Consider the following 23,781-nt stretch of genomic DNA (forward strand, 5'->3'; position numbering starts at 1 on the left):
CGGACACCTGACCGGAGGCCGGCTTCCCCATGCCTGCACCGTTCGACCATCGTCTCGTCCAGACCGGAGTGATCGGCAACAAAGGCTCAGACAAGCCGATCATCCTGCCGATGGAGGCGCATGAGCTGGAGCGCTGGCGCAAGCAGCACCCCACCTACACCTACTGGTGCGGTCTCCAGCTCGGCGGCTGCGGCAGGCAGCTCGCCGACCGCCTCTACCGGGACAAGGTGTGCCACTTCGCACACCACCCCAACCCCGACGGTTCGCCGGTGGTCTGCCACCGCACCGCCAACGGGGAGGACAGCGCGGACCACCTCTTCATCAAGCAGGGCGTGGAGCGCTGGCTCCGGCGGAATCGTCTTGCGGGGAAGGCCACGCTCCGCAATCTCGGCACCGGTCCCGGTGATGCCGTGGAGGTCCACCTTCCGCGCAGCCGCCAGCGGTTGCGGTTCCAGCTGAGCGGTATCGACTACCGCGCCTGGCGACGAGCGGAGGAGGAACTCTCCGACGACGCCGACGGCATCGACTGGATCTTCGCGCAGTCCGGGCCGATCACCCGGGAGATGCTGGGACGCTTCGGCTACACCCTGCGCGTCCGGTGCGAGACCGACGGTGCTGTCCGACGCGTCTACCTCGGTACGGAGAGACCGAGCGAGAATGTCGATTGGGTGCCTTTCGAGGAGTGCACCCTGTCGTCCGCCGGCCTGGTCACGCCGAGGCACGCCCAGGAACCCGGGCCCACTGGAGTGGTGGTACTGCCAGCAAGGCCCAGGCTCAGGCCTGCTGCCTTCGTCCTGCCGAGCGAGGCCGTCTTCTTCGTGGTCGACCCCGATGCGCGAGTCCCCCAGGATTCCCCACTCGCCGCCGACGGGCGGTACCTCGTCGCTGCCGACGTCAAGCCGGGGGACAGCAGGACCGTGCGGGCGCTGATTTCCCTGCCGAGGGACGTCCCCGTCCCTGCCGCGGATCACGTGTACCGCTTCACGCGCGCGATCCGTCTTTTGGTCACCGAACCGGACCGTAGGGATGCCCCGCAGTGGCTCATCGAGGGCACGACCTTCGAATGCCTGAACGCGCGCGAAGCCCACCGCACCGGACTCTCCGCACTCCTGCCGACAATTCGGCCCCCGGAGGCACCGGTCCCCGCTGCGACCACACCCGAGAAGCACCGGCCGGTGGCTGTCGTGGCCAAGACCCCGGATCGTGCTCCGTTCGTCCCTGCACCAGCCGTCCCTGCCCCGGCCGTTCCCGTACGGAAGACGCCGCCGTCCGCACCCCGGAAGGGCGGGGAACCCGGCCGGCAGACAGATCGGCAGCAGCCGTCCCCGAAGGTCGCACTGCCAGTGGACGGCCTTCGCAAAGCCCTGGAGGACGCGGCCGCCCGCGGCGTCCACACCACCTGGGGCGAACTGGCCGAGGTCCTCCCCATCGACCTGTCACGGCTTGCGATCACCGACCGCCGGAAGCTTCTCGTCGCAGTGGATCGCGGAGCCGCGCGCAAGCAACCCCTGTTGTCCGTTCTCGTCCGGAGCCCGTCCGGCGGGCCGCTGCCGTATCTCCCGCTCGCTCTGACCCTGCTGGGGATGGATCCGCCTTCCTCCGTCCAAGGGTTCGCGGCCTTCTGCGACAGGGAGGCTCAGCGCACCTTCGCGGCGTACGCGCCCCGGAGCCAGGCACCCGTTGCCGTCGTGCCGCCGCAGGCCGCTGCCGTCCCAACTGTCGAAGAGATCCAGAGACTTGTTACCAGCGCGGAGAACGGCTTCCAGCTGTTGCGGGGTGGATCACGGCGTCGGCTGGCGACAACGGCGATCAGCCGTGCTCGGAACTGGTTGCGCTCGGTGGACGGCACCAAGCCGTCCCGGAGGTCCGACCACCACAGGCACGAGGAGGCGCGGCAGTGTGTCGACCTCCTCTCACAGGTGGTCGTGGAGGCCGAGGCCGCCAGGACCGCAGCGCCGACGAACCGGCCGACGACCGTGGCCGCTCCTCCCGTCCCGCCGCAGGGCAGCGGTCGGTCCGTTCTCCCGCCCCGGACGGCGCCGGATCTCCCTCCCGCGGACACACCGGACGCCGAGGAACGGCAGGGGCCCGTCGACGGCCGGCTCCCCGCCGACCGGCTGGACCGGATCGCCGAAGTGGTGAGGGAGATCCTCATCAAGACCGCCAGGAACCGGTCCACCGTCACCTGGTCCTCGATACGGCACCAGCTCGGCCCGTTGCTGCCCTCGCTCCACACGGACGATCAGGGCGAGATCCTGGTCCGGACGGACCGGGCGACCCCGGTGGACGAGCCGCTGCTGTCGGCGCTCGTCGTCGTGGGCGACCACGAGATGCACCCGCTCTACCGGCACGTGGCCTACTCGCTCGACCGCGATCCTCCGCCGTCCGACGATGAGCTGCGCACGCAGTGGGCCATGGACGTGCTCTCCGTGCACACGCACTGGCGCCACCGCTGACAGAGCGTGCGGCGTGGGCGCCCGGCACGGGAGAGCCGGGCGCCCACGCGACCTCATGCTCTGCGGGCGAGGTCCAGCGCCGCAGTGTGGACGAACCACTCCAGTACCGCGCAGATCTCCTCGCTGTGCTCCGCGAAGACCTGGAGCGGGAAGGACGGCCGCAGCTCCAGCTTGGCTTCGGCCAGTTCGACGCCCTCGATCTCGTTGAGCCGTCGCAGCAGCTCACGGCGCAATTCGGTGTCGTCGAAGGGGGCGCGGTCCTTGAGGTACTGGAAGACGACCTCGACGGTGCCGGTGACCGGGTAGAGGGCGAGCGGCCACAGCAGGTGAGGCTGCCCGGACGTGCCGGCGTCCAGCATCGGGAAGCAGCTGGTCTCCTCGTGGCGTCCGTGGTCGCGGTACCCGCCCTGCTGCTCCCAGAAGGCCAGTGCCGCGAGCACGCCGTCCGCAGCAGCCGGGTGGTGGTCCTTCAGCTGCTGTTCGAAGCGCGCAGCGGCTGCGCTGTTCTCCGCGTCGGGCAACGGGTCGGCGAGGCGGTTCTCGGGGATGTCCCGGCCGAGTAGGGTCGCCAGTTCGGCGGCGGTCAGACGGTGCGAGTGGTGGGCGCGGCCGGCCCGGTCGAACGGGACGCCTTCGCGCTCCAGAATCTCCTGGGGAGTACTTGCCTCGTGCCCGTCGGGCCAGCGGAAGGAGGGGGAGACCCGTCCGTCCGAGGTCAGCACCCGGTATACGCCGATGACGCCGACCTTGCCGGCCAGGTAGGCGCCGACGGGCACAGGGTGGCTGCCGACGAGTTCGGCGACGTCGCCGTAGGTCGTCCAGGTGCCGCTGGGCATGGCGACCAGGGCTGCCCGCAGCTCCGACCAGCCGGGCCACTCCTCGCCGACCGTGCGCGGGACGCCGACGGGGCCGGGCCACAGCTTCACGGCGCGCTCGGCGAGCCGGTCCGCTCGGGCGAGGATCTCGGCCTTGCCCCATCGTGCAGCGGCGGCGATCTCCTGGTTCATCCGCAGTGAGCTGGAGTCGAGGATCTGCTGCTTGCGCTGGAAGGGGTGATTGGAGAGCTTGGCGTTCTCACCCGAAAGGGTGAGGTTTCCGAGCGTGTGGACGAGCAGGTCGTGCAGTTCCTGCGGGCTCTGGCCGTTCTCGGTCTCCTCGGTCAGGAGGTCGAGCCAGGGCTGGCCGGGGCGCTGCGGGAGCACGTGCTCGACGGTCAGCGCGGCCTTGTCGAAGTCCACCGGCTCCGCGGAGGCGTGGCTCTCCTCCAGGCTGCGCAGGACGAACGTGCGCTGGGCAGGTCGCCCGCCCCAGTAGAAGGGCTTGCTGCGGATCGCCTCGCGGAGGTCCTCGTCCGAGGGCCAGTTGCGCCGGCGGCCGGACAGGAGCCTGCGGACCGCCTCCGCGGGGGAGCGGTCCGTCTCCAGTTCCTTCGGCGTCTCCATGAAGATGCGGTTGAGGTTGTTCGTCGGGATCTGGCAGATCATCCGGCGGACCAGGTAGGACTCGACGAAGCGGAGGGCCTCGGCAGCCTCCTCCGCGCTGGTGCGGCCGCCGTCCACGAGGTCCAGCAGGTGGAGCGCGAGCGGGTAGTGGATCTGGCCGCCCCACCGGCCCAGGCGCTCCAGTGCCGTCCGCAGCGGGACGGAGCGTTCGCGTCGGGGCTCCAGGATGCGCAGGAGCCGGCCGCCGCGTTCGGCGAGGAGGGTGATCTCCTGTTGCAGCGCCTCCTCGTCGCCCTTCCACGGGTCGAGACGCTTCTGCTGCTCGCGGTAGATCTCGCTCTGCTTGGCCTTGCTGTGACCGCGCACCACCAGGTCGAGCCAGACGAGGAGTTCGAGGTTCTTGGGCCCGAGCTGCTGCTGCATCGGCAGCCACAGCTCCTCGTAGATCCGTTCACCGCGCTTCGGCAGCATGCTGAAGAGGTAGTTGCGCAGCAGGTCGCTCTGGCTGAGGCCGACACCGGTGTTGTTGATGGACTCGAAGATCCGGTAGACGTTGTCGCCCTGCTCGGCCGTGATCTCGACGATCGAGAGCAGGTCCTTCAGTGCCGTCTCCACGGTCGTCACCCAGTCGTTGCCGCTCTGCTCGTCGCCTTGGGAGAGCACGCCGCGGAAGAACCGGTAGGCGGCGCCGATGTTGTCGCCGCCGCCTGCTGTTGGTGTGGCCTCCAGGCAGGCCTTGAAGGCGCTGCGGTCGGCTTGGGTCGGCAGCAGCCGGTAGTGGTCGAGCCCCTCGTGGAACTCGTTGGTCAGGAACTGGCGGTGAACCCGGTCCGCTCCGCGGGCGTCTCCGCGATCCTTGAGGTGGTCGCGCAGTGCCGTGCACGCGAGCATCAGTGTGGTCAGGCGCTGCTGGCCGTCGACCACGAGCCAGCGCTGGACCCCGCCGGCCTGGATGTGTCCGGGGGCGAGCACGACGGAGCCGAGGAAGTGCGGGGCGGGTGCCTCTCCGTTCCGCTGCTGGTCGACGAGTTCGCAGACGTCGTCCCAGAGGCGCTGGAGGTTCACCCGGCCCCAACTGTACGTGCGCTGGTAGAGCGGCACCTGGAACTGCTTCTCGCCCTGGACGAGCTTGAAGAAGGTGATCTCCTGAGCGCGCATGACGTCCCTTCGGTGCAATTCGCTCTGCGGCGACCGTCTTTGACGGACCAGAGAGTACGGTGTGGTGCGAACCGATTGCAGTGAATGTCCACTCCCGTTGCGATATTGTGAACTGAGTGCACATCTCGCGGCGGTGTGCTTCCGTGCGTCGTTGCGCCCGCTGTTCCGGGCGCGCAGTGAGGGCGCGGACAGCAGTCGAAGGTGCGTTGCCGGTCGGTGTCGGCCACCGGCAGCGGGAGGGGGCGACGTGAAGGAAGACGACCGCGGTTCCAAGGGGCTCGCGGAGCTGTTCGTGCACCGGCGGCGGGCCTGGGTCGGTGAGGTCGCCGCCGAACTCAGTTCGGCCTGCGAGTGGTTCAGCCCCCGGCTCTACGCTGCGGCACCGCGTGATCTGGGTGATCAGGGCCTGGTGCGTGCGCTGCTGGTGGCGCGTGTTGCCGCGGCCGACGCGCAGGTGCGTCCGACGGCGGACGTCGTGGCAGGTCTCGAGAGGGTGCTCGGTCCAGGCGTCGGCGGGCGGGGGTTGCCCGTCGAGGCCGTGACCGAAGTGCTGTCCGGTCTGCGGAGCAATGACCTCTCCCGGCTGTGGTCGTGGGAGGCGGCTACTTGGGAGTCCCTGCTCATGTCCGAATGGCTCCGCCGGCGGACGGTGGAGGTCGGTTCGGCGCGTGCGGAGTCGGAACTCTCGCTGCGGTGGGGGGCGTCCAGGCCGGTCGTGGTCGAGGGGGATGTGGCCGAGCGTGTTGCGCGCCGACGAGGTCTTCGTACTTTGTCCGCGTACTTCGCGGCGGCCGGTGACGAGCCTGCCCGTCTGCTGGTCGATGCGGTGTCGACCCGGTCGCACGTTGCGACGCGGGTGCGCGACCGCATGGCGCTCGCGACGGACGGGCTCGACGGAACGGGGCACCTCCTCCTCGTAGAGGAGGAGCACGTGCGCGCCGCAGAGCTCCAGCGTTGGTGCGATCTCCAGAGCCGTACGGCCGCTCCGGCCACGAAGGGCTTCCTCGAGCACATCGCCACCGCGGTCGGAACGTACCGGCAGCACGTGCTCGCCCCAGTCGTCGAAGCGCTCAGTGCGCCGGAGCAGGCGATGCTGCGTGCCGTACGGGTCGACGGTCTACCGGAGGAAGACGCCTACCTGGCGGAGTTCCTCCAGGAGTCCGGCACGGAGCCGGGCCGGACCGAGGAAGTGTTCGAGGCGGCGGCCGACGGCGGCGAGCCGATGTCGCTGCCGGCTCTGCAGGCGCCGGAGCGGTTCGGGCGGGGTGAACATTCCTGGCACGGAGCCGACGGATCGCTCCCGGTGTGGTGCCACATCGTGACGACACCTCAGGAGCGGGCGGCAGCGATCGCGTTCTCGGGTGCGGCCGTGCCACCCGTGGTGCACCTGGCGCCGGCCGCGCCCGACTGGGGGCGCGACTCGCTCTTCGGCCACGCCGCTTCCTCGGAGGACTGGTACCCCGAACCGGGCATCCGCCTGTACTACGACCGGGGCAGCGTACGTGACATGTGCGAGCTGCTGGTGCTGACCCGGCTGGGGCACGCCCGGCTGGACTTCCTGGTGCCCGATGCGGCCGGCTCGTTCAAGCTCCTGCGCTCGGTGCGGGCCGAGCTCGCGGCGGCGGACCGCGAATGGTGGGCCGAGCAGGCCCTGCAGGCCCTGCGCGCACTCGTGCCCTTCCCGGAAGCCCTCCCTGAGGTGCTGGCCGAGGAGAACGGTGCCGAGGAGGCCGATCAGGGTGGTGCGGGTGGTGAGCCGCCGTCGGGCGGCGGCGAACCGGAGGACGCGCCGGCCACGGGCGGATCCGCCGCGCACGACTCGCTGCCCCCGGCGCTGCTGGCGAAGGTGCGCGCACTGCTCCGGCAGGCGGAGGACCCGGCGGCCACCGACGAGGAAGCCCGGACCTTCCTGAAGAAGGCCACCGACCTGATGGCCAAGTACGGCATCGAGCAGGCGATGCTGCACGCAGAGCGGCCGGAGACCGACCGCATCGCGGAACGTCTCGTGGAGGTCGCCAACCCCTGGGCCAAGCAGTCCAGGTTCCTGCTCGGGCACATCGCCTCCGCACTGCGGTGCCGTTCGGTCATCCTCGACCGCCGGGACGCCGGAGGTGCCGTGCGGCGGAGCACGCACCTCTTCGGCTTCGCCTCGGACCTCGCCCGTGTGGACGTTCTCTACGCCAGCCTCCGGCTGCAGATGCTGAGCGGCGTCGAACGGGCCGGCCGAGAGCACCGGCCGGACGGTGAGGACATCAGGGCGTACAAGCGCTCGTGGATGTACGGCTTCATTCGTGAGGTCTGTGAGCGGATCGTGCAGGCGGAGAAGGCCGCACAGCGCACGGTCGAGCGTGAGCGCCAGGAGGAGGCGGTGAACGGCGGCAACGGCCCGGGTGTGGCTCTGGTGCTGGCGGACCGGGACCATGCAGTCGAGGCGAAGCGGGCGGCGGCCTACCCCAACCTCCGGAAGGCCGGCAAGGTCACCTTCCGGGGCAGCGGTTTCCGTCAGGGCCGTCTCGACGGGCAACGGGCGGACATCGGCGGGCCGTCCGTCGAAGAGGACCGGCAGGCGGAGCAGCTGACATCATGATGTTGTGCGGCTCCCGATCCTCAAACTGGTTGTGAACTCAGTCAATAATCAAGCATAGTTCCCCCTGTGCCCTTGTCGAGCACCCACGTACGGTGGCTCGTTGCACCAGGTACCCGTCGGAAAGGGCCTCATCCCATGGCTGCCCAGCCCTCAGTGGCACCCGTCCCGCACCCGCTCGACGAAGTGCCGCAGACCTTTCTCCCCGGTGACTCGTACGACGCCCGGGACGCCCTCGGCCGGTACATCAGCCGGGACCTGCTCGGCCCGTGGGACGGGGACACCGAGGAGCTGCCGTACCGGTCGGCGGGACCTCGCGACCGCTACCTGGTCGGCATGCTCGGCCCGCTGCCGAGCGGCGGCACCGCCAAGGAGATCGCCAGGACGGCTGCGCAGCTCGCAGACGTCGAGCCCGGCGCGGCGGGGGACCGGACCGATAGCGATCCCCCGGAGCTGCTCACACCGCAGGCCGCGGGCCGGATCTGGGCATCCTCGATGGGCCTGTCGTTCGTCGTCCCGGCGTCTATCGGCACGCTCACCGTGACGGCGTCGTGGGGTCGCTACTCGCTGAGCGACACTCTGACCGACGACGGGCGCACACTGCGGGTCTGGGCCCACGAACCCGTCCGCAAGCGCGAGGACATCGACGTCGTGGCCGAGGGCGACCGACGTGTCGCGCTCGAGGGCGACACAACCGACGGCGAGTGCATCCGCCTGGACGTCAAGGTCCGGCGGCGTGCCGGCGGACAGGCCGGCGATGACCTGCGCGTCGTCGAGATCGCCCTCGTCAACCAGCTCAATGACTCCAGTGAGCACCGTGACGCCAACTGGCTGTTCCAGACCGAGCTGGACGTGACCGCCTTTCCGGACGGCGGCGCCGCCGTCTTCCTTCCCATCGACGACCCGCTGGCGCCGGGTGCCGGGGGCAACGGCCCCGAGGACGCGGAACAGCGGCGGCTCAGGTTGCTGTACCGCGACAGCCTCCGCCACGCGGTCGGCCGCAACGTCGCCGTCCACGCCCGCGTGCGTGCGGGCGAGCGCCGCGCGCACCGTCTGACCACCACCTGGCTACCCACCTACGACGTGCGGGCCACCACCGCGCCCACGGTCGAGGAGCAGGGCCTCCTCACCGGCCTCGAGCTCGGCATGGACGAGCTCGCCGAGCTCTCGGTGCCCACCCGGCGCACGGCGCTGGTCGCCGCCCTCGCACCGCTGGCGGACGGCTACAACACCTGGCTCCAGGAGCAGCGCGCACGCGCGCAGTCCCTGCCCGACGACCTCCGCGTGGCAGCCGAGGCTGCCGTGGACCAGGCCGAGGACGTCTGCCACCGCATCGCGTTCGGCATCGACTGCCTGGCCACCGACGACCACGCCCTGGAGGCGTTCCGGTTCGCCAACCGCGCCATGGCACTCCAGCGGCGCAACACCGCGATCGGAGCCGCCCGGGCCGGGCGCGAGGACGATCCGAACTCGTACCGGACGGCCCGCGACGAGGTGCATGCGAAAGGCAAGACCGGTGCCAGCTGGCGCCCCTTCCAGCTCGCCTTCGTGCTGCTCAACCTCGCCTCGCTCACCCACCCCGGCCACCCGCACCGCGGCACCGGGCGTGAGGCCCTCGTCGACCTGCTGTTCTTCCCGACCGGTGGCGGCAAGACCGAGGCCTATCTGGGCCTGGCCGCGTACACCTTCGCGCTGCGGCGGCTCCAGGGCGTCATCGGCAGCGGAGCGGACGCCCGCAGCGGCGAGGCCGGTGTCGGTGTGCTGATGCGCTACACCCTGCGCCTGCTGACCGCCCAGCAGTTCCAGCGCGCGGCCGCCCTGGTGTGTGCCGCCGAGGTCCTGCGCCGTGAGGCCTACGAGGCCGGCGATCACCGATGGGGCATCACCCCCTTCCGTATCGGCCTGTGGGTGGGCACGTCGGTCTCGCCCAACTGGTTCTCCGAGGCGCAGGAGCAGATCGCCGGCGCCAAGGAGTCCGCCAGCGACAAGCACGCCCGCGTGATCCAGGTGCTCAGCTGCCCCTGGTGCGGATCGGGCCTGACGGCGCACCAGAACATGGACTACGACGAGGGACGCCGTCGCGTTCTGCTGTTCTGCCCGCGCGGAGAGGGCGAGGACCGGTGCCCGTTCTCCCGCAAGGGGGCGCCCAAGGAGGGCATCCCGGTGCTCACGGTGGACGAGGAGATCTACCGGCTCGCGCCCGCCATGCTGATCGCGACCGTGGACAAGCTCGCCCAGCTGCCGTGGAACGGATACGCCGGGCTGCTCTTCGGACGGGTCACCGAGTGGTGCTCCCGGCACGGCTACCGGCATGACGACCTCGACGCCGAAGTCGGCTGTGGCAGCCGACACATCGCCAAGGGAAGCCTGGAGAAGGTCACCTCTCAGCCGGTCACCCGGTTGCGTCCGCCGGATCTGATCATCCAGGACGAGTTGCACCTGATCTCGGGCGCGCTCGGCACCACCGTCGGGCTCTTCGAAGCCGCCGTCGACCAGCTGTGCACCTGGACCGTGCTGGACGAACTCGGCCGGCGCCGCGAGGTCGGCCCGAAGATCGTGGCCTCCACCGCGACCACCAAGCGTGCCGCGGACCAGGTGCGGGGCGTCTTCGGCCGCAAGATCGCGGTCTTCCCGCCGCAGGTGCTGGACGTCGGTGACACCTTCTTCTCCCGGCAGGTGGAGCTCAGCCGGAAGGACCCGGGCCGCCGCTACCTCGGTGTCTGCGCTCACGGCACCAGGCTCAAGGCTGCCGAGATCAGGGTCGCCGAGATCCTGCTGCTCGGCGCGCAGCAGCTCTTCGACGACTATGGTGCTCCGGCGGACCCGTATATGACGCTGGTCGGATACTTCAACGCGACCCGCGAACTCGCCGGTATGCGCCGCTACCTGGACGACGACATCACGACCCGGGTGCGCACCAACGGCAGCCGCAAGGGGCACGAGACGATCGCCGACCGCATCGTCAGCAAGTCCGGCATGCTGACCATCCAAGAGCTCACCTCGCGGATCTCCTCGTCGGACATCAGTGCAACCCTCAAGCGCCTGGAGACAGCCTTCGACCCCGAGCGGGACACCTCGCTGCGGCGCCGGGCGCTCTTCGCCGAGTACGCCGCTGCCCGCAAGGACAAACGCGATCCCCGGGTCCGGCTGACACCGACGGTGAAGCAGGCCGTGGACGTCGTGCTGGCGACCTCCATGCTCCAGGTCGGCGTGGACGTGTCCCGCTTCGGACTGATGCTGGTCGTGGGTCAGCCGAAGAACACCGCCGAGTACATCCAGGCCTCCTCGCGGGTCGGTCGCGACGCGGCCCGCCCCGGGCTCGTCGTAACCCTCTACAACTGGTCGCGGCCGCGGGATCTCGCACACTTTGAGGATTTCGAGCACTACCACGCGACCTTCTACCGCCAGGTCGAGGCACTGTCGGTGACCCCGTTCACCCGCCGTGCACTCGACCGCGGCACCGCGCCGACCTACATTGCGGCACTTCGCCAGGCCACCTACGACCACTCCCGCAACACCGACGCCCAAACCGTCGACCTGGACGGCCCTGTCGCGGGCGAGGTCGAACGGCGCCTGCTGGAACGAGCGGAGACGGTGGGAGGCCCCAGGGCCCGCCAGTACCTCGCCGAACGGATCACGGCGCTCAAGGACGCCTGGGCGGCGCGCCGCGACGGCGCGGCGGTACTCGGTTACCGCAAGGAGAAGAAGAAGGACACGCTGGTCTCACCGCTGTTGCGGAAGGCCGACGGAGCCCGGTGGGACGTGCTGACCGTGCCGATGTCGATGCGTGAGACCGAGAACGAGATCAACCTCCTGCTGCCCGGCGGCGGATCGTTCATGGACCAGCCTTCGAACGGCGGCCCCGAGTGGAACTTCGGCTCGAGCCACCAGGAGGAGGGCGTCGACTCGGTCGTCGACGCCGACGAGTACGGAGACACTGCCGCTCCGGCGGCCGGAAAGGGACAGCGATGAGCGGCAGCCACTTCCGCAGGGTCGGTGCGGCCCGCCCCAGCCACCTGATGTTCACCGCGGGCGTGGGCGCGCTCATCGACCTGCCCAACTTCTCGGTCTTGGTCAAGGGTCTCGAATCGTGGAACCACACCGGCCTGACCGACTACGTCATCGACGAGCCGAGACTGCGTACAGCGGTCAACCGCTCACTCCAGCTCTACGGCCGCTCCCAGATCACCGAGCTCCGCGCGGCGCCCTGGGCCGAGGGGGCCGACAGCTCGCCCAAGGACTGGGCCGCCCAGGCGGTCGGGGTGCCCGTCACCCCGTTCCCCCAGTGGCTGCGCTGCAGCGCCTGCAACGAGCTCGCGGCCGTTGACTCTGGCGCGTTCGCCTTCGTCAACAACAACCCGCGCACGCCCCACGAGGCCAAGTTCGTCCACGACTGCAAGCCCGGCAAGCCGTTGGCGGTGGCCGCCCGCTTCACGCTGGTGTGCACTGCCGGGCACCTGGACGAGTTCCCGTACATCCCGTTCGTCCACGGTGGCGGCTCCTGCCCCAAGGCACCCAGGCCCCGCCTCCGGATGAAGGACCATGGCGGGAACCAGGCCGCCAACGTCACCCTCGAGTGCGTGGGCTGCGGTGCCAAGCGGAACATCCGCGACGCCATGGGTGAGCGTGGGCGCAGGAACCTGCCGGCCTGCCGCGGCCGGCACGCCCACCTCGGGAGCTTCGAGAGCGGGGGCTGCGACCAGGATGCGATCCTGATGGTGGCGGGCGCATCGAACCAGTGGTTCCCCATGACGCTCAGCACGCTGGCCCTCCCCCCGGGTGAGAACGACGCCGTCCCGGACCTCGTCGAGGAGCGGTGGGCCGAGCTCCAGGGGATCACCTCGCGGGACAAGTACGACTTCCTGGTGACGATCCCTCAGTTCGGCTACCTGAAGGACTACGACCCGGACGCGCTGATCGCCGCGGTCAATGCCCGGGCGGCTGCCGAGAACGGCGAGGTGACCGGTACGGCGGTGGCGCCCGCGGACCTTCTGAGCCCCGAGTGGACGGTGCTCTCCGCCGTGCGTCCACCCGAGGCCACGGACGACTTCGCACTCGCGCCCGTCACCGTGCCGGACGCCCTCAAGCCGCTGTTCTCCGACATCCGACAGGTCGAACGGCTGCGGGAGGCCAGGGCCCTCATCGGGTTCACCCGCCTGGACGCACCGGACCCGGAGTCCCCCGAAATCGGTACCCCGGTGCGCCTCTCCCGGACCGCCCAGGGGTGGGTGCCGGCGAGCGAGGTGCGCGGCGAGGGCATCTTCCTGCGCCTTCGGGAGGACCTGGTCGCGGACTGGGTGACGCGGATGGAGAAGTCGTCGCAGATGGCGGCACACCGCGAGGCGTTCGGACGGTTCCGCACGAATCGCAAGTCGGACCGGCTGACCGGTCACTTCGACCCCATGCGCGGCTGGCCGGGCGAGCGCTACATCGCCCTCCACACCCTCTCGCACCTCCTCATCCGGACCATCGCCCTGGAGTGCGGCTACAACTCGGCAAGCCTCTCCGAACGCATCTACGCGGGGGACGATGCCGATCCCAGGACCGGCATCCTCATCTACACGGCGGTCCCGGACTCCGAGGGCACCCTCGGAGGGCTGGTGTCGTTGGCGGAGGAGCCCCACTTCGAGCGCATCGTGCGGAGGACACTGCGGGACGCTGCACACTGCTCCTCGGACCCGCTCTGCGCCGAGCGCCTGCCGAAGGCGCCTGCGGACTATCTGCACGGAGCCGCCTGCCACGTGTGCCTGTTCGTCTCCGAGACGACCTGTGAGCGGGGCAACCGGTTCCTCGACCGGCGCTTCCTCGTGGCGCTCGGAGACGACCCGGGTCAGGTCCTGACCCCGGGCGGGCTGCTTCCGTGACAGCGCGGGGCTTCAAGGCTGCCGCTGCCTCGGTGGTCGAGGCCCTGGGGCCGGGCCGTTCGGAGGACCTGGCGGAGCTCCTGGCGGACGGGCGGAGCAGAGAGTACGTGGCCGCCGAGTTTCCCTCCCCCGAAACGGCGCAGACCGTCGTGGACCTCTACGACTGGATGGTCCGGGACGCCGTTCTGCCCGGAGAAGCGGCGGCCTACCTGCAAGGCTTCGCCGCGGCATGGCGGCGGGGTCAGGGTGATGTCCAGGTGAACGTGGTCTGGAGCGGTCCCACCAGTGCCACCGTGCCCGTGCGGTCGACGGCCCAGGTCCTGACCGAGGTCGTCCGGGAGGCACGCTCCGAGCTGCTCGCCATGACGTACTCGGCCCGCCCGTACCGGCCGCTGCGGACCGCTCTGGCGGAGGCGGTCGCGCGTGGGGTCGACGTGAACGTGGTCGTGGAAACCAACGAGGGCGCCGGGCACCTGCTCTCCGGACCGGAACCCTCAGCGGCCTTCGCGGATGTGGCCGGGTTGCGTCTGTGGCACTGGCCCGTGGACAGCCGGGCCCGTCGGCCGACGCTCCAGCACGCAAAACTGGCCGTTGCCGACAGGCGAGTGCTCCTGGTCGGCAGCGCCAACCTGACCGAGTCGGGGGCACGCCGCAACCTCGAGGCCGGCACGGTTGTCCGGGGCGGGCCGGCACCGGAGAGAGCAGCCGAGCACATTCGTGCGCTCATGCGTGAGGGAGTCCTGCAGCCGCTGTCCAGGGGGTGAGCCCGGTGCTGTGGGCCACCGGCCGAGTGCCCCGGCCCGACGTGCTTCGTCGGACCGGGGTTCGCCTGCATTGAGCAGGGCTGCGCGGCTAACGGGAGAAGACGGTGTCGGGGAAGAGGGACAGCTGCCCCGGTTCCGGTTCGGGCTCACCGGCCAGGCCGACCGCCTCGGCCGTATCGGGGTCGGCGTCCGCCGCAGGGTCCACCAACGGTTCCTGGTTGTCCTCAGAGACGGTGGGCAGGACGTACTCCTGAGCCAGTCCGGCGAGATGGAGGGGCAGCGGAAGGCTGAGGGCATCCGGAAAATCGGGGGCCTGACGCAGCTGGTGGACGGCGAGGGCGAGGGCTTCCGCATCGTCGCCGTCCGCCGGGTGACAGCCGAGCACAGAGAGTTCGACGAGGCCGGGATTCCAGGCCGGCTTGTCGGTGTCGATGGTCAGCTCGCCCTTGCGTTTGCCGGAGCGCAGCGGACGCGGGGCGAGCTTGTCGGCCTCCACCGCCGAGGCCGCGAACTGGAACGCTTTGGGTGTGGTGCTCCAGAAGACGCGGGCGGTGCCGGGCTCGGCGGTCGGGTTGGTCCACAGGTGGGCCGGCAGGCCGTTGACACCGTCGTCCGGGTGCACGCCCCACCACTGCGGAGTCTCCCGGCCCTGGCCGGTGCGGACCCGTACCAGCCGCAGGTCCGAGTCGAGGCTACGGGGCTGCGCGTGGCCGGTACGGATCCGGTCGGGCTCGACCCGGCCGTCCTGCAGCCAGGTCCAGTGCGAGCGGCAGTTCTGCGCATGGGCGAGCAGCAGGGTCGGCGTGCCGCGCAGGGACCGGATGACCTTCTGGAGCCACTCCTCGGTGCGGCGGCGCTGTTCGTTCATGTCCTGCCACCACGACGGGCGGCCGGCCGGCTCCGCGGCTTCGGCCTCGTCTGCGCTGCGCTGTCCGGGGGCGGCAGAAGGGATCTCACAGAGCTGGGTCAGCCGCAGCAGGAATGCCGGGTAGGGGATCCAGGCGCCGGCCCCGTCGTCCGCCTTGCGGTCCCAGCCTTCCACCCGCGCCAGTCCCGTGCCGGGCTGCTCGGGGGTGACCCGGATGGCGACCGGCTCGTAGCCGGCCCAGCGGGTGCGGCTGCGCGCGTTCTTGCGCACCATCCACACTGCCGCGTACCGCAGGCCGTCGGGCAGTTGCTCGCCGAGGCTGTGCTCAGGGTGGACCCGTACGCCTAGCTGCCGCAGACCGTCGTCCCAGGCCTTGAGGGCGCGGAAGTCGGCATTCTTCTCGCTGTTGTAGCCGGCTACGTGCTTGGGAACGGCCATGAACTGAGTGAGCACGCCAGCATCCGCGCAGCCGAGGCGGATTGCGAACTTGGGGTCGTGGTCGGGAGTGGTGAAGTCCTTCCTGCGGTCGATCTCCACCAGCGCGAGCGTGGGTAGCGGGTCGGTCCGGTCGGCGGTGAGGAAGGCGGCGACCTGCACGCGCCGGGCGGCCAGCGCGGCGGTGAGCGTGTCCCGGGTGGGGCGGGCGTCAGCGGGCAGCGGGAGGTCACTGGCGAGTGAGTCGGTCAGCTTGAGGCAGCGCAGACGGACCGTCACCTCGGGCGACTCCCACTCCAGCACCACCGGTTCGCCGGGCCGGGCTGCCTCGTAGGCGTCGGCACTCGGTGCGCCTCCGTCGCCCTTAAGGTCGAGGTGGGTGACCAGGGTCGCGATGGCGGTGTCTCGCATCCGGGAGGTCTGCCACAGCAGCCGCGCCTCGAGGACCGGGGGCGTCTCGGAATCGGCTCCTTCCCCACCAAGGTGGCGAAGCGCGAAGGCCGCGCCGGCCCGGCGGGCAGCGGCCGCCCGGACCTCCTCGGCGGCCTTGCTCAGGGCGTCCTTTGGCTTGGGTCGCGAGTTGGCCGGTGTGTGGCGGGCCGCCCGCGTGGTGAACTCCAGCGGGGGAACGGGACGCAGCACTTCCGGCAACGCCTCCTCGGCCCACTCGGTGATCTTCGACCGCTGGTCTGACATCAGACCGGCGCCGACCTCGTGGGCACCCATCGCGGTGCTGTGGACGACGGCGGCACGCATGCTGTCGGTTAGCCACTCCTCGGGCGCGGCCAGGATGCTGCCGGCGTCGGGGAACGGTTCGGCGAGCGAGAGGGAGCGCAGCATGCCGGCCGGTCCCCCTCCAACCCAGTCGATGCCCTTGGTGGCGCGGCTCCACTCCAGACGGGCCACCGCGAAGCGGTCGCTGGCCGGCGCTCCGGGCAACCAGGGCGTGCGTGGGCGCAGCAGAACGGAGGTCCGGCGGCCGTACGGTAGCCGCAGCCAGCCGGTGGTGGAGCTGGTGCGGGTCGCCCAGCGTCGGATGTGGGTGTTCAGGTGCACTCGGGGCAGCGGATGGAAGGGGACGGTGTGCAAGGTGATGTTGAGGACCACCGAGTACCACCAGGTTCGTCCCTTGGCCTCCCACGGGAGCGGCTGCGAGACCAGCTCGGCGCCCTGGTCACGCGGGCCGCGTGGCACGGCGCGGAAGCGTAGCTTCCCGGCACCGAAGTCGTAAGGCTCGAGCGCGAGGATACGCCGGGCCAGATAGTCGGTGGTCAGTTGGAACTGGCGCGGCTCCGGGGCGGCGGTGCCGCCCGACGCCTTGGGGCACTGCAGCATCTCGGCCTCAACCGGTTGCCACTGCGGTGGGTCGTCCGTCAGCAGTGCCTGCACCTCTCGTAGCTGCGCCCGGTGTTCGGGTTCGGGCCGCAGGTCTCGCAGCCAGGTGGACAGCAGGCCGCGAAATGCTGGGCCGGGTAGCGGGTCAGGGAGCTCCTCGGGCTTGTAAAGCCAGAACTCTGACGTATCGTCGCTGTTTCTGGTGGAGCGGGGGCGGACGATCAGGTCTGGAGTGAGTGCCTGGAGTGCCTGATCCATCCTGAAGGTCGGGACGGTGCGGAGTGGCTTGGAGCTTGCGGGTCGGCCGGCATTGCAGAGCGCGAGCAAGGCGTCGCGCCATTGTTCGGGGAAGGACAGGGCTCGGTAGCGGGCGGTCAGGGAGGCCTCGGCGCTGATCGGTGTCCAGGCGGCGGTGCGGATGGTGCGGTACTTCACGGCCATGATGTCTCCTGGCGCCTAATGGGTCGTCACGTGTGATGGGTGAGGCCGCAGAGGGCTTCGTACAGCGGCTCGTACAGCATGCGGGCCAACGCGGGGTCGGCAAGGTCGGGGAAGCGGCTGGGATCCGCGGTGTCGTCGAAGTACGGGGCGAGAACGGACCGCAGCCGGCTGAGAAGGCCGTCGTCCTGGGGTATGGGGCCGGCCTGGACGCCGGGTGCCAGCGCCCGCGCGAGCCCCGGCGCGAAACGGGCGTCGACGAAGACCACCTGGGCTGGGACACCGCCGCGCACGAGGCGTCCGATGACCTGCCAGATGGTGACCAACTGGTCCCAAGCGAAAGCACGCTTCTCGTGCTCCGACAGGCGTGAGTAGACGTACCTGCGGGCCAACAGCCGGCGCCACTCGTGGCGGGCCACGTGCCGGAAGGCGAGTCCGGCCGCGTCAAGGCTGTCTGCCTGCTCGACGAGCGCGCCGAACGTGCCCTGGCCGAGCCCCGGTTCGTCGCGTACGAAGCGGGTTGCCCAGTCGTTGATTGCGAAGACGGCGAGCGTGAGGTCGTCCGGGCGCGGGTGCGGGCGGGCGAGAAACAGTGCGGTGCCGAAGGCGGCGTTGCGCTGGGTGTTGAGGATGTTGTGGCCGCGCTCGACGGCCATCAGCGGGGTCACCAGGACCTCGGCGCCCGGGTCCTCGGCGAAGGTCGCGAGGTCGCCGCGGCGCAGGGCGGTGGCGTGCTCGCGCCGTACCGCCGGCGCAGCACCACCGATGGCCTGTTCCAGATCGGCGTCGTCGGCGGCGAGCACCCGGACCCGTCCGTGCCAGCGCTCAATGCCGTGCAGCACGTCGGCGACGCTGTTCGCCTCCTTGTAGCTGCCGACCAGCAGGATCGCCCGCCGCCGCTCGTCGTCCTCGACGAAGGCGAGCTCCTGTTCCAGCGGACTGGGCGAGCCGCCGCGGCCTGGGCTCCCAAGTTTGTGGGCCATCGTGCGAGCCACGGACGGGCGCGTTTTCAGGTCGGTGCCAGAGAGGCTGATCGGGCGGCCCTCGTCGTCGTAGAGGAACCGGGTACGGAAGACCGTGCGGCGCACCGCTGCCAGGGAACGCTCCGATGGCTTGAGAACGGCCTTGACCGGTGAGAGCACGTGCGCGCGGGTGGAGGTGCCCGCCCAGCTGGTGCCGGACATCAGCACCACGTGCGGGCCGGGTCGCCCAGCCCCCGGGTCGGCGCCCAAGTCGTGGAGGGACAGTAGAAGTTCGCGTCCGACCCCCGCGCAGCGGAAGAACCGCAGCGTGCCGCTGTGGCGGCCGTCCTCGTCCCGTTCACGCTCGTCCGGCAGGTACTGGAAGCCCAGGACGTTACCCATCGGAGCTTCTGGGACGAGCGGCGCGTAGTCGAGCGGTGGCCGACGCGACAGCTCGTTGCCGGTGGAGTCGAGGTGCAGTGCCGCCTCGACCTGCGGCCACAGGAAGGTCAGCCGGTCCAGGCGCTGGTGCAGCGTGGAGAGCAGCAGCATGAACTCCAGCCGGCGGGCGTTCAGGTCGAGCCACTTCTCGTCTTCCACCGGGGCGGGAGTGTCCACCAGTAGCTCTTGGAGCACGGCAAGGACACGGTCCCGGGTACTCGAGGCCGACAGTGTGGTGAGCAGGTCCTGCGCGAGCCGGACCAGGTCGTCGGAGGTCGTGGCGGACGGTCCCTGGCCGCCGAGGGGGTCGTCACGGAACGCGTCGAATTGCGAGGTGAGGGCGCTGCGACGTGCGTCGCGGTCGGGGACAGCCGATTTGGGTTCGGGTTCGTCGTTCTCGTATGCCTCGAAGAGCTCGTTCTCGTCGGCGATGCCGTCCGGCGAGGCAGGCAAGTGGTACGGCTCGAACCATCCGCCGAGAAGCTTCTCCTGAAGCGTCCATGGGCTGAAGTACTCGGTGTCCGCCCATTCGCGCAGGTCGCTGTCGGAGATCAGCAGCTTGTACAGCCGATCGGTCGCGGCCGTCACCACGGCGAGGGCGGCGGACCACCGCTCGATCTCCTGGTCGGTGAGCGGCAGCCGGCCCTGCCGGGACAGCTCCTCGATCTTGTGGGTGTGCAGCTGGTCCAGCCAGGACTCCGGACCGGGGGAGACCAAGGACGCGGAGGGGGCGAAGATCTCGTCGAGCTTCATCTGGACCGAGTCGGCCTCGTCCACGATGACGATGTCACTGCGCAGACAGGCCAGTTCAAGATGGCGCAGCCGTTCGTGGTTCAGATGCTGAGGAACGGACGACTGGACGAGGCTCGACGGGTTGGCGATCCAGATCAGCGAGTCCACGAGTTCACGGGCGGCGCGGTGGCGCGGGCAGGTGCTCCAGATCGGGCAGCCGTGCGGCTGGGTGGCGGACCTGTCTGGGTCGGCCAGCCGGGGGGTTGGGGCTCGGCCTGGCCGGTAGCGCTCGGGTAGGGCGAGCGGGTCGGCATCGGCCACGTCTGTGGAGCGGGCGCCCTGGTCGGGGTGGAGCGAGGTGCACGGGGCATCGGCGTATCGCAGTGGCTCGGCGGCTTCCGTCCCGCGCAGTGCGTCAACCACGCAGACCGTGCTCAGGTCGTCGAACCGGGGGTCGTCGTGGTCGAGCAGGTTCTCGAGGCCCCGGGCGGCAAGCCGGCGGTGCAGGCGCTGGACATGGGTCTCACGGGTCGTCGGACCGAGTACCGGGGTGGCCGACAGGCCGAGGTTGCGTAGGAGGTTGGTCAGCCGCAGCTGCTCGGCGACATCGCCGACCACCAGGGTCGTCCTCAGCCCGCGCTGCGCCGCCCAGACCGCCACGAGTGTCATCAGCGTGCTCTTCCCGGCTCCGACCATGCCGACCAGATGGGTCATCGCGTCCAGGGACAGCAGGTCGGAGTCGGTGAACGCCGTACCGTTGCCTTCCCTCGGGGCAAGCCGCAGCTCGGCAAGGCGCTCTTCCCAATGCCCGCGCTCGGATACTCCCTCGGCTGCCTCGGTTTCGTCCATCCAGCGCGCCGTCTCGGTCAGTTCGGCACGAGTCAGCGAGATCGCGGTCCCGTCGCCTGGGCGGCCCACCACCACGTCGTGGCCAGGTACGGGGTCGGGCCGGAGCTCTACCGGCAGGGTGACGGAGGCGGAGCGGCGGCGGTCGGTGAAGGTGCTGCGCCCCGGCGGTGCCAGCGGCAGCTGCTTGAGGGCGAACCCGGGAAGACCGGCCAGGGCGGTGTCGTACACGGTGTTGCGCCCCGACGCGACCGTCGGCTGGAGCGGTTGGGGCGGGCCGCCCACATCCGGCAGGTGGTAGGCGCGCAGCCGTTCCGGCAGGGCGAGGTAGGTCCCCAGCGACTGCTGCCACATCCGGCGGCGGCGCAGCGTCCACAGCAGATGGCGGGCCGCTGTGAGCATCAGCTCGTGGTCCGGCGTGACGGCCAGGCCGGCGGCCCGCGCGAACGGGTAACCACCGAGCAGTGTGTAGGCGCCGACAGCATGCTCGTCCGGGGCGATCCGTTCCAGTACCCGCAGGGCCAGCTCGACCTGGCACAGCAGAACCGGCTTCACGCCGGACAGCTCGGCCGGCACCTCGTGCCACAGCCGGTTCAGCTCCCGGCTGACCGGGCGGTGCCAGGTCTCGCGGTCACGCATCGTGGCCTCCGTTCTCGGTGTGGCGACCGGCCCGGTCCAGCTGCTCGTTCGCACGGATGATCAGCTCGGCGTCGCTGAGCAGCGGCAGGTCCCGGGCCACAGGAGGCCGGTGGCGCTCGTAGGTCTTCCGGTAGCCGGGTCGGTCCTCGAACCGGTGCCGCGGTACCACCCAGAACGCCTCGTGATACAGGGGGTCTTGAGTCACCGGGCGGGCTGACCGCCCGAGGAACGCCGGATGCGCCCAGTCCTTCACGTCAACCGCCCAGACCAAACCGTCTGGAAAGGTGATGCGCAGGTCGTAGGCATCGAACCCGGGCCACATCTGAACGTACAGTCCGATTGCGGTCAGGCTGCGCTCCAAGTCGGCCTCCGCCCGCCCGGGTCCCGTGACGAACTGGCGCAGTGGACGCTCCAATTGGAATAGCTCACCAACCTCATCGGCGGCCAGCCGCCGTCCGATCGGGGGAGGGCCCTGGCGACGGCAGCGGTCGCGCTCGCACCACCAGGAGCCGTCCCGTACCGGATTGAGCAGCGTGAGGCAGCGGCCACAGGTGGCGTAGCCGTCCGCCACGAGATAACTGGCCGGCACGGGAAGGTAAATGCGTCGGATGAGCTCGTGGACGGGATCGAGCGCAAGGTCGTTGGTTACCTCGAACAGCTCCGCCGTGGTCAGGACGGGGCGGTTGACCAGCAACCCGCGAAACGCGGAGTAGGCGTTCTCCTCGCCGTACTCCCGGCACAATCGCAGTGCTGCGTGGATGATCTCCCGGTCGCGCTGGCGCTGGGCGCTGTCCCCGACGCGTTCAGCCCACTCGTGGCACAACTCGGTGGGGCGGCCCGAATCGGGATCCAATAGACAGTCGTGGTCGCCGACGGCGTCGTCGGGGAGGTCGAGGGGCCAGTCCGCGATCGGCCGGTGGCGGCACCAGTTCAGCAGTTCCGACAGGCCGGCCGGCGGAGCCGCGCCCTTCAGCAGGCACGCGAGCACGGTTCGGTTGAGTGCTCGCTGGGCTTCCGCGGGATAGGGCAGCGTGAACGCATCCGCACCGGAGAGTGTATCGATCTCGATCAGTGCGGTTGCCAGCGTGCGCAGGAGTGGGATGCCATCGTGCGCAGCCCAGTCGCCGGAGTATGGCGGCAGCGCGTCGACCTCGGTCACGACGCCGCTCCGGCGTCGAAGGGCCGGCCAGCAGAGCACCAGCGCTGGACCTCGCATCCGGCGCAGTGTTCTCCCGGTGTGGCGGTGTAGGACTCGTCCGAGGCCCACGGGCCGGCCAGGGTGGCGATGACCTGACGCGCCTCCTCGACCACGGCCGGGTCTGCGGGCTCGATCTCCTCGCAGGCCGAACCGTCCGGATAGAGCAGCTCCAGCTCGATTCGGGAGCGGCGCAGATCGCCGCCCGGTACTCCGGCGGACATCAGCAGCACGGCGAGGGAGAGTTGAGGGTAGGTTTCCAAAAGCGGACGACCTTCCCACGGGCGGCGAGAGGTGGTCTTGGTCTCACGCAGGACCCAGCCTCCGGACTCGGAGTACAGCAGGTCGGGGTCGGCGATCACGATGACGTCGAGTTCCGCGTCGTAAGCGGCCAGACGTGGCTGGACTTCGATCCGATCTCGTTCGGGCAAGCCGTCGAGGGGGCAGACCGCCGCGTGCTGGGCGATCATGCGGAGTGCCGATTCGGACTCCTCGGACGATAACCCGGGAAGAGCCACGGGAAGGGTCAGGCCACGACATCCCCGTGGGCGCCGGACCGAATGCTGATAGTTGAGCCACGTGTCGATCGCGCGGCCACGCCGGATCGCCGGGCTCTCAGGCTCGGCGGACCTCAGGTGGAGCACCCGGGTCAGATGGAACTTGGCGGGACATTCGGCGTGGGTACGAAGATCCGAGACCGACACGCTCCTCCGCCTGCGGATGCGGCGGGGGCGGCCAATTCCGAGCAGTCTCGGTGCCCGCAGCGGTGCCGAGCAGGCCGTCAGGCCCTCGCAATTGACGCAGTCCGAACCGGGGTTGAGGCCATCGGCTTCCACGGCTTGGGTGAGGACAGGCTTGGTGTGCTCGGCGAACTCGAGCACCGCCTGCTCCGCGCTCCAGTCGGCGACCACCTTGTGGCTGCCGTCACCACAGCCGACCGCGACCACCCGGACCTCCTGCGGGAGCGTGGTGTTCCCGTCGGCGGGCCGGTTGATGTCCCGGAACTTTGCCACGGCGGGATGGCCGGTGGCCGCCACTGAAGCTGCCTCGGCGATCACGGGTGCCGGATGGTCTTTGACCGAGTTCACAGACAGGAGCCAGATCTCCCGGCAGGAGCCATCGGCAGACGCATACCGGCGGCCCCAGGCGGTGCGCTCGTACCGGGTGGCTCCTCGGCGGTCCGCCCGCGCCAGCTGCTCCACGGCCACCCAGGAGTGGCGGACCGGGCAGGTGTCGGGTAGACCGGCCGCACATCGGGCCCTCGCCTCGGCGGACCGGGCATCGAGGTAGTGGCGGACGGCCTCGGCGGCCCAGGCGAGATGGGCAGGATGACACCTGAGCGTCAGCTTCAGCTGCTCCAGCGCCGCATCGAGGCTCGTTCCCTGGCGCTCGATGGTATCGAGTGCGGCCATCACCGGCGCCAACGCGAAGTCCTCGATGGGCTTGCGCCGCGAACGGGGCGGTGTCTGCTCGACCAGTGGCCGGGCACGCAGCGCGATGCCAGTCCCGCAGCCGTGCCGGTCCTCCCGGAGCATCGGCAAGGAGGTGCGGATGAGTCGGTGATCACCGACGGTGTCGGCCGGTGGCTGCCAGATGGTCACGAGACCCCCTTGGGGTGCGAG

General features: G+C 70.3%; 10 protein-coding genes. 5 read left to right on the forward strand and 5 right to left on the reverse strand.

Translation table 11 applies throughout. From position 1 onward, the window contains the following. The first annotated feature begins 29 nt into the window (after nt 1–29). Nucleotides 30–2,456: a hypothetical protein gene (locus ABZ641_RS02380; protein WP_359978571.1), complete on the forward strand. Its 2,427-nt coding sequence runs from the start codon at nt 30–32 to the stop codon at nt 2,454–2,456. 53 nt (nt 2,457–2,509) lie between these two features. Here the strand turns inward: ABZ641_RS02380 and ABZ641_RS02385 are convergent, their stop codons facing one another. After that, complete coding sequence (locus ABZ641_RS02385) at nt 2,510–5,056, reverse strand: DUF262 domain-containing protein (RefSeq protein ID WP_359978574.1); 2,547 nt, start codon at nt 5,054–5,056, stop codon at nt 2,510–2,512. Nucleotides 5,057–5,303: 247 nt separating this feature from the next. On the opposite strand from ABZ641_RS02385, the gene ABZ641_RS02390 reads away from it, so the two are divergent. The 4 genes from ABZ641_RS02390 to drmC all read left to right on the forward strand — a co-directional run bounded on the left by ABZ641_RS02390 (nt 5,304) and on the right by drmC (nt 14,268). After that, the gene (locus tag ABZ641_RS02390) at nt 5,304–7,643 is read left to right on the forward strand and encodes a DUF2786 domain-containing protein (RefSeq protein WP_359978577.1); all 2,340 of its coding nucleotides are present in this window, start codon (nt 5,304–5,306) and stop codon (nt 7,641–7,643) included. Between the two features lie 135 nt (nt 7,644–7,778). After that, nucleotides 7,779–11,612: a DISARM system helicase DrmA gene (gene drmA, locus ABZ641_RS02395; RefSeq protein ID WP_359978580.1), complete on the forward strand. Its 3,834-nt coding sequence runs from the start codon at nt 7,779–7,781 to the stop codon at nt 11,610–11,612. Then, nucleotides 11,609–13,504 (forward strand): DUF1998 domain-containing protein, encoded by a 1,896-nt coding sequence (locus ABZ641_RS02400; protein ID WP_359978582.1) that lies wholly within the window; start codon nt 11,609–11,611, stop codon nt 13,502–13,504. The genes drmA and ABZ641_RS02400 overlap by 4 nt, the downstream gene beginning before the upstream one ends. 32 nt (nt 13,505–13,536) lie before the next feature. Continuing rightward, nucleotides 13,537–14,268: a DISARM system phospholipase D-like protein DrmC gene (gene drmC, locus ABZ641_RS02405; RefSeq protein ID WP_359978585.1), complete on the forward strand. Its 732-nt coding sequence runs from the start codon at nt 13,537–13,539 to the stop codon at nt 14,266–14,268. A gap of 88 nt (nt 14,269–14,356) precedes the next feature. Here the strand turns inward: drmC and ABZ641_RS02410 are convergent, their stop codons facing one another. The 4 genes from ABZ641_RS02410 to ABZ641_RS02425 are packed head-to-tail and all read right to left on the reverse strand — an operon-like array spanning nt 14,357 to nt 23,760. Continuing rightward, complete coding sequence (locus ABZ641_RS02410; protein ID WP_359978587.1) at nt 14,357–17,347, reverse strand: DUF3962 domain-containing protein; 2,991 nt, start codon at nt 17,345–17,347, stop codon at nt 14,357–14,359. 26 nt (nt 17,348–17,373) lie between these two features. Continuing rightward, on the reverse strand, nt 17,374–20,964 hold the full coding sequence (locus ABZ641_RS02415; RefSeq protein WP_359978589.1) for a hypothetical protein: 3,591 nt from the start codon (nt 20,962–20,964) through the stop codon (nt 17,374–17,376). After that, the gene (locus ABZ641_RS02420) at nt 20,957–22,123 is read right to left on the reverse strand and encodes a hypothetical protein (protein WP_359978592.1); all 1,167 of its coding nucleotides are present in this window, start codon (nt 22,121–22,123) and stop codon (nt 20,957–20,959) included. Before ABZ641_RS02420 ends, ABZ641_RS02415 begins: the two co-directional genes overlap by 8 nt. Next, nucleotides 22,120–23,760, reverse strand: coding sequence for a PD-(D/E)XK nuclease family protein (locus ABZ641_RS02425; protein ID WP_359978594.1), 1,641 nt, complete (start codon nt 23,758–23,760; stop codon nt 22,120–22,122). Before ABZ641_RS02425 ends, ABZ641_RS02420 begins: the two co-directional genes overlap by 4 nt. Between the last annotated feature and the right edge of the window lie 21 nt (nt 23,761–23,781).

It is taken from the genome of Kitasatospora sp. NPDC007106 (assembly GCF_040634455.1).
GTDB classification, from domain to species: domain Bacteria; phylum Actinomycetota; class Actinomycetes; order Streptomycetales; family Streptomycetaceae; genus Kitasatospora; species Kitasatospora arboriphila.